General features: G+C 44.6%; 4 protein-coding genes. 3 read left to right on the top strand and 1 reads right to left on the bottom strand.

What is annotated here, in order from left to right:
- Positions 1-2: 2 nt before the first annotated feature.
- Positions 3-2,516 carry a BREX-1 system phosphatase PglZ type A gene (gene pglZ, locus PX636_RS08565; RefSeq protein WP_502882863.1) on the top strand — a complete coding sequence of 838 codons (2,514 nt, stop codon included), beginning with the start codon at positions 3-5 and terminating at the stop codon, positions 2,514-2,516.
- A 46-nt stretch (positions 2,517-2,562) separates the two neighbouring features.
- On the opposite strand, the gene trmD is transcribed toward pglZ, so the two are convergent.
- A complete protein-coding gene (trmD, locus tag PX636_RS08560) occupies positions 2,563-3,258 on the bottom strand; it encodes a tRNA (guanosine(37)-N1)-methyltransferase TrmD (protein ID WP_159294095.1) in 696 nt (231 codons plus the stop codon).
- 373 nt (positions 3,259-3,631) lie between these two features.
- Here trmD and PX636_RS08555 point away from each other — a divergent pair, with 373 nt between their 5' ends.
- Entirely contained in the window at positions 3,632-4,486 is an 855-nt protein-coding gene (locus tag PX636_RS08555; protein WP_012265808.1) for a cyanophycinase, read from the top strand.
- A 107-nt stretch (positions 4,487-4,593) separates the two neighbouring features.
- Positions 4,594-7,227: a cyanophycin synthetase gene (gene cphA / locus PX636_RS08550; RefSeq protein ID WP_288116759.1), complete on the top strand. Its 2,634-nt coding sequence runs from the start codon at positions 4,594-4,596 to the stop codon at positions 7,225-7,227.
- The last annotated feature ends 271 nt before the right edge of the window (positions 7,228-7,498 follow it).

The raw sequence follows: 7,498 nt of genomic DNA, 5'->3' as shown, positions 1-7,498 counted from the left end.
TTTTGGAGATTAACCCCTTGAATCAGCAGATTAAACAAGCCTTAACTAAACTTTTTGAGCGTCACCGGATTGTTTTTTGGTATGACACCGAAAAAGAGTTACGCTCAGATTTCGAGAGATTAGAATTAGAAAACATTGAAAAAATAGAGATAAAAAATAACGAATTTGGACTAAAATATCGAATTTTAAAAGAACAACCTCAACAAAAATTCCTCTTATACCATGAAGGCAAAGAACCAGAATATTTAGATAACTGGTTACTAGATGTGGAGTTAGCACAGGGAAAATTCAGCAGCGATCAAGTTTCTCTTTGGCTAAACGAATTAGAACTAGGGACAGAATTTGCCGATGTACTTGCTCCTCATCGTGAATTTTTTCTGTCTAATAAACGCCGAGAATCCCTAAAACAATTACTTCAACCCCATGACACAAAAACCAATATTCGCCTAAAAATGTTGGCGGTTTGTACTGCCGCACCTCCCCGTTTAGATTCCATTGTAGAACAACTCTTAAAAGAATACGCCGAACAACAAGACGAAAAATTTAAACTCTGCGATCGCACTGGTTTAACTAAATTTCTTTGGCAACAAATGGAACAAGTTTATGGTTATCGTTCCTCAGAGTTAAGTATCAAAGACTTTGTCATACAACTCTTTAAATCCTGTTATAATTACGCCTTAGAAGGACAGGAAACACTAACACAAGATGCCCTGATTTTTTTCAACAGATGGAAAGATAGCCGTCAATTTGAAAAATCTTTTGAAAGCTTATCCGATCATTGTGCTAAAATGCTCAATATTAAGGAAAAACTAAACCAGCGACGTTATCAAGAACTTATCTCAATAGATTATTTTAGCTTAATTGACCTAAAAATAATTCATGATCTCATTCAATCGGTTAGTAATCGAACCATTGCGACTCATGAAGTTATTAATATTGTGCGTCAGCGTCAACAAGGATACTGGTATCGAAAATTTAAACATTTGTACGAAGTTGTTAACTATGCCTCACAGTTTATTCAAGTCTTAGATGAAGCTAACTTATCCATCGAATCCCTCAAAGATGGCTTAGAAAAATATTGTCAATCTTGGTTTAAAATTGATCAACTCTACCGTAAATTTACTTATCATCTGGTGGCGGCTGCTCAACCTACTCTGACAGAAAAACTTAGTCAAGAAATTGAAAACCGTTATGTAAATTCCTATCTTTTAAACCTTAATAGTTCTTGGCAAGTCTTTGTTGATAGTGTCACCCAATGGAACAAGATAGAATTCTCTTCACAAAGGTCATTTTTTAGCAAATGGGTAGAACCATTTTTGAAAAAAGATAAAAAAGTTTGTGTCATTATTTCCGATGCTCTCCGCTATGAAATCGGGGATGAGTTAGTCAGTTTAATTCGTCAAGAGGATCGTTATGAAGCCACCCTAGAAGCTGCTATCACTCTCTTACCCAGTTATACTGCACTGGGAATGGCTGCCCTTTTGCCTAATCAAACACTAGAAATAATTGATGATTCTGTTTATGTAGATCAACAAGACTCTCAAGGAACAGAAAATCGGCGTAAAATTATCCAAAAAGCCTTTCAAAAGATCCAAAAAAAAGCAACAGTTATTCAAGCCAAAGAATTATTAGAATTAAATCAGGATCGAAGTCGTTCCCTATTTCGAGATCACGATGTGGTTTATGTTTATCACAATCAAATTGATCAGATCGGAGATAAATTAGCAACAGAAAAACAAGTTTTTCAGGTGGTTGAAAACACCTTTTCTGACCTCGATAAGCTCATTAAAAAACTGACGGGAGCCAATGCCAGTAACCTATTGATTACGGCAGATCATGGGTTCATTTACCAACATAGTGATGTCGAGAATAGTGATTTTTCCACGGTGGAAGTCCCAGGGGATAAAATCATCAAAAAAAATAGGCGTTTTCTGATCGGTAAAGCACTAGAAGACTCCGATAGACTCAAAAAATTTAAAGCACAACAGATCGGTTTAACGGGAGAACTAGAAATCCAAATTCCCAAATCTATTAGTCGTTTACGAATCCAAGGATCGGGAAGTCGTTTTGTTCATGGTGGCGCAAGTTTACAGGAAATTATTATTCCCATTGTTAAAGTTAATAAAAAAAGACGAGGGGATCTTTCTACCGTGGAAGTGGAAATTATTCGTAACTCTACCTCAACCATTACATCAGGGCAACTAGCTGTTACTTTTTATCAACAAAAACCCGTCACCGATAAAGTTCAACCTCGTAGGCTAAAAGCTGGCATCTATACCCCCATAGGAGAGTTAATTTCTGATCTCCACGAACTGACTTTTGATTCCCCATCGGAAAATCCAAGAGAGCGAGAATTTCCAGTAAGATTTATCCTAACCAGTCAAGGGAATAATATCAATAATCAAGAAGTATTATTACGACTAGAAGAAAAACTGACCAATACTTCCCATTTTACAGAATATAAATCTGTTTCCTATCCCATCCGTCGTTCCTTTACCGGTGATTTTGATTTTTAAGTACCCACACCCCACACCCCACTTCCCACGGGAGCATTTTTGGCGATTAATCCGGTTCCTCTAGCCATTTTTGCCAGAGATCTGGACGACGTTCCTTCGTGCGCTCCAGTTGTTGTTGATAGCGCCAATCAGCGATATCCTGATGATTACCCGATCGCAAAACCGGCGGCACTTGCCAACCGCGAAAGACTGGCGGCCGGGTATATTGGGGATAATCCAATAAACCTGCCTCAAAACTCTCCAATTTCAACGATTCTGCCTTACCTACCGTCCCAGGTAACAACCGCGTCACCCCGTTAATAATCGCTAAAGCAGGGATTTCCCCACAAGTTAGGACAAAATCCCCTAAAGATACCTCTCTAGTCACCAAATGCTCACAAACCCGCTCATCTACCCCTTCATAATGCCCGCAGATGAGAATTAACTGCTGATAACTACCGGCCCAAGTTTTCAGTAAAGCTTGATGGAGAGGTTCCCCCTGGGGAGTCATCAGCACGATCTCCCGGGGTGGTAAAATTTCTAAAGACTCGATCGCCTCAAAAATTGGCTCTGGTTTTAGTAACATTCCCACACCACCACCGTAGGGTTCATCATCGACACGACGGTGTTTATCGTGGGCAAAATCCCGGAGATTGACCAAATTTACCCTAGCGATGTCGCGTTCGAGAGCTTTTGCCAACAACCCCGACTGCAGCGGTGAAGTAAAAAAATCGGGAAAGAGAGTAATAATGTCAAACTGCACGGGGAAAATTAAGGCCTAGACTGGGATAGTGTTTAATGTATCATTTTGTCACGGTTCGATCGGTTAAAATCTTGCTAATTTGGCGCTAGTCTATCTCGATAACATGATAGACTATGCTGTACTGTCTAGGGGTTTTTCTGGCTCTAGCTTGAGTGATCGAAGTCTAGCCTAGACTTAAAGTTAACTAACAGTCCGTCATTGCCAGTGGATCGAAGAAAATTGCTAAAATCGCCTCTACTATTGCTTGATGTCCCGAAAAATATTCCTAAACCGCATTTTTTTCCGTCAACCGTTCAGGGAAAATAACATCAAGATACCTGTCCATCTTCCCGAAAAACCTTCCATCCCTAAAAATGTCTATTCGTTCAGTGACATGATCATCGAGCTAGAAACCCAACACCACCAAAATCCTACCCCCATATCTCTCAAAACGGCGATTTTAGTCATTGGAGGTGCCGAGGATAAAGTCCACGGTAAAGAGATACTGCATACCTTTTGGAATCGCGCTGGGGGTAGCGAAGCAGTGATCGCTATTGTTCCCTCCGCTTCCAGAGAACCGGTTTTAATCGGCGATCGCTATCAGAAGATTTTCGAGGAAATGGGGGCAAAATACGTCAAAGTTATCGATATTCGTGATCGCGTACAGGGAGAAGACCCCCAATTTCAAGCCTACATCGAAGAGTGTACAGGTGTATTTATGACCGGAGGCGACCAGCTGCGTTTATGCGGTTTGCTCTCCGATACTCCCCTGATGGAAAGAATCAGACAAAGAGTGCAACAGGGAGAATTAACCCTGGCCGGAACTAGCGCCGGGGCCGCCGTTATGGGTCATCACATGATTGCTGGGGGCAGCAGCGGGGAAGCACCCAATCGGGCCCTAGTGGATATGGCCATGGGATTAGGTCTCATTCCTGAAGTCATTGTCGATCAACACTTCCACAATCGCAACCGCATGGCTCGGTTAATGAGCGCTATCTCCGGTTATCCCGAACGTTTAGGAATTGGCATCGATGAGGATACCTGCGCTATGTTTGAACGGGATGGCACGATGACGGTAATCGGCTGCGGTACAGTGACGGTAATTGATGCTAGGGAAATGTCCCACACCAACCACCATCACGTCACCGCTAACGAACCCCTGAGTCTGCATAATCTGCGGGTACATATTCTTGCCTACGGTGATGGCTATCATCTCAAAAAACAGCAAGTGATCGCTAAATTGGGGTAAAAAAACTCCTGAAAAACTGTTCACTATGAACAGTTTACTAATCTCGGAAAACCAGACAATAAACAACGGCTTCTTTGTGCTTCTCAACAGCGAACATCAGCTATATCATGAAAATTCTCAGAACCCAAACCCTGCGCGGTCCCAACTACTGGAGTATTCGTCGCGACAAGCTCATTGTTATGCGTCTGGATCTCGAAGATCTGGCAGAGAAGCCATCGAATGAAATCCCAGGCTTTTACGAGGGACTAATCGACGTTCTCCCTAGTTTAGTCGAACATTACTGCTCCCCTGGTTATCGCGGCGGTTTCTTTGAACGAGTCCGCACTGGTACTTATATGGGCCATATTATCGAACATATCGCCCTAGAATTGCAGGAATTGGCAGGAACTCCCGTCGGGTTTGGTCGCACTAGAGCCACCTCCACCCCCGGAGTCTATAACGTGGTATTTGAGTACGTTGACGAGCAAGCGGGACGTTATGCGGGTAGGGCTGCCGTGCGTTTGTGTCAATCCCTTGTCGATACGGGAACCTATTCTAAGGAAGAATTGGACCAGGATTTAGCCGATTTACGCGATTTATGCAATAATGCTGCCCTTGGTCCGAGTACCGAAACCATCGTCAAAGAAGCACAAGCTAGAAATATCCCCTGGTTACTCCTGAGCGCTCGTGCCATGGTGCAATTGGGCTATGGCGTTCACCAAAAGCGCATTCAAGCCACTTTAAGCAGTTTTTCGGGGATTTTAGCCGTTGAGTTGGCCTGTGACAAGGAAGGCACGAAAACTATCCTCAAGGATGGTGGGATTCCAGTCCCCCGGGGTACGGTGATTCAATACTTGGATGAGTTGTCAGCGGCAATTGAGGAAGTGGGAGGGTTTCCCATCGTCATTAAACCCCTCGATGGCAACCACGGCCGGGGCATCAGCATCGATGTTAAAACTCAACAGGAAGCAGAGGAAGCTTATGATCTAGCCAGTGCCGCCTCGAAAACCCGCAGCGTGATCGTAGAAAGGTATTATAAAGGCAGTGATCACCGAATTTTAGTCATCAATGGCAAAGTCGCCGCCGTGGCCGAACGGATCCCCGCTCACGTCGTCGGTGATGGGCGCTCAACTATAGAAGAATTAATCGAAATTACTAATCAGGATCCCAACCGGGGTGACGGTCATGCCAACGTTTTAACTAAAATAACCATTGACAAAACCGCCCTTAATGTGCTAGGAAAACAGGGCTATGAATTAACCAGCATTTTACCCCAAGGAGCGATCGCCTATCTGCGGGCCACGGCTAATTTAAGCACCGGCGGCATCGCCGTGGATCGTACCGACGAAATTCACCCCGAAAACGTCTGGATCGCCCAAAGAGTGGCAAAATTAATCGGTTTAGACATTGCCGGGATCGATGTGGTGACAGAGGATATCCGCAAACCCCTGAAAGAAGTGGACGGGGTAATCGTAGAAGTCAACGCCGCCCCCGGTTTTCGGATGCACGTCGCCCCTAGTCGCGGTTTACCTCGCAATATCGCCGCCCCAGTTATCGATATGTTATTCCCCCCCGGGACTCCCAGTCGCGTGCCAATTCTGGCGATTACGGGAACTAACGGCAAAACCACCACTAGCCGCTTAATTTCTCATATTTGCCGACAAACGGGGAAAGTAGTCGGATTTACCACGACGGACGGCGTATATATCGATGATTATCTGGTAGAAAAGGGCGATAACACCGGTCCTTACAGTGCCAGTATGATTTTGAAGGATCCCACGGTGGAGATTGCCGTGTTAGAAACGGCCCGGGGTGGTATCCTGCGATCGGGTTTAGCTTTTAATCAATGTGATGTGGGGGTGGTGTTAAATGTGGCCGCCGACCATTTGGGTATCGGTGATATCGACACCATCGAACAAATGGCGAAAGTAAAAAGCGTTGTGGCCGAGGTGGTTAGCGCCGAGGGTTACGCGGTTTTAAATGCCGATGACCCTTTGACCGTTGGTATGGCCGAAAAAGTTAAGGGAAGAGTCGCTTATTTTTCCATGAGTCCCGATAACCCGATTATTCACGACCATATCCGTCGCGGTGGCATGGCCGCCATTTATGAGAATGGCTATCTGTCGATTCTAGAGGGAGAATGGACGCTGAGAATCGAGGAAGCGGTCAATATTCCCGTGACTATGCAGGGAATGGCTCCTTTTATGATTGCTAACGCCCTGGCCGCCTGTTTAGCGACTTTTGTGCAGGGTATCGATATCGAGTTAATTCGCCAAGGGGTGCGAACTTTTAAACCTTCCGTGGCCCAGACCCCCGGCAGGATGAACCTGTTTGACTTGGGACACCATCACGCTTTAATCGATTATGCCCATAATCCGGCCGGATACGAAGCCGTCGGCGGTTTTGTCGGCAATTGGTCCGGGGAAAAAGTCGGCGTGGTCGGGGGACCTGGCGATCGACGCGATGATGATTTAATTTTATTAGGGAAATTATCGGCGCTTATGTTCGATCGAATTATTGTTAAGGAAGATAACGATACTCGCGGTCGCCGCCGGGGAGAAGTGGCCGATTTAATTCTCAGGGGAATTAGCCAAGAAAATGCCAGTTTGCGTCCGGAAGTTATTCTCGATGAAACGGAGGCTTTAGAGAAGGCTTTAAGTACGGTTTCTGAGGGTGGTTTAGTGGTAATTTTCCCGGAAAGTGTCAGCCAGGCGATCGATTTGGTCGAGAAACATCGACCCCTGACCGATAACCAGGGTTAGAAGTTAGGAAAAATAGCTAGAAAATAAAGTAGTGCCAATTGTTACTGAGTACGATGGTTTAATCAAAATCAGCCGAAATCCCTATTATGAGACTCGGCTTGGTTCTGCTTATTTGGGTAATAGCCTGACACTGATGGGGGAGTTGCCGGATGAGAGTGTCGATTTGATTTGTACTTCCCCACCTTTTGCCTTAGTAAGTACCTAATGGGACTTAAACAAATTTCAAGCCCAAACAAAGCCTAAACTGGCTTTGTAAGCGGCAAACACATCC

The organism is Microcystis sp. M53598_WE2, from assembly GCF_030067735.1.
Taxonomy (GTDB): Bacteria; Cyanobacteriota; Cyanobacteriia; order Cyanobacteriales; family Microcystaceae; genus Microcystis; species Microcystis aeruginosa.
The sequence above is the reverse complement of the archived record's forward strand: the minus strand, read 5'-3'. Positions and strand labels throughout refer to the sequence as shown.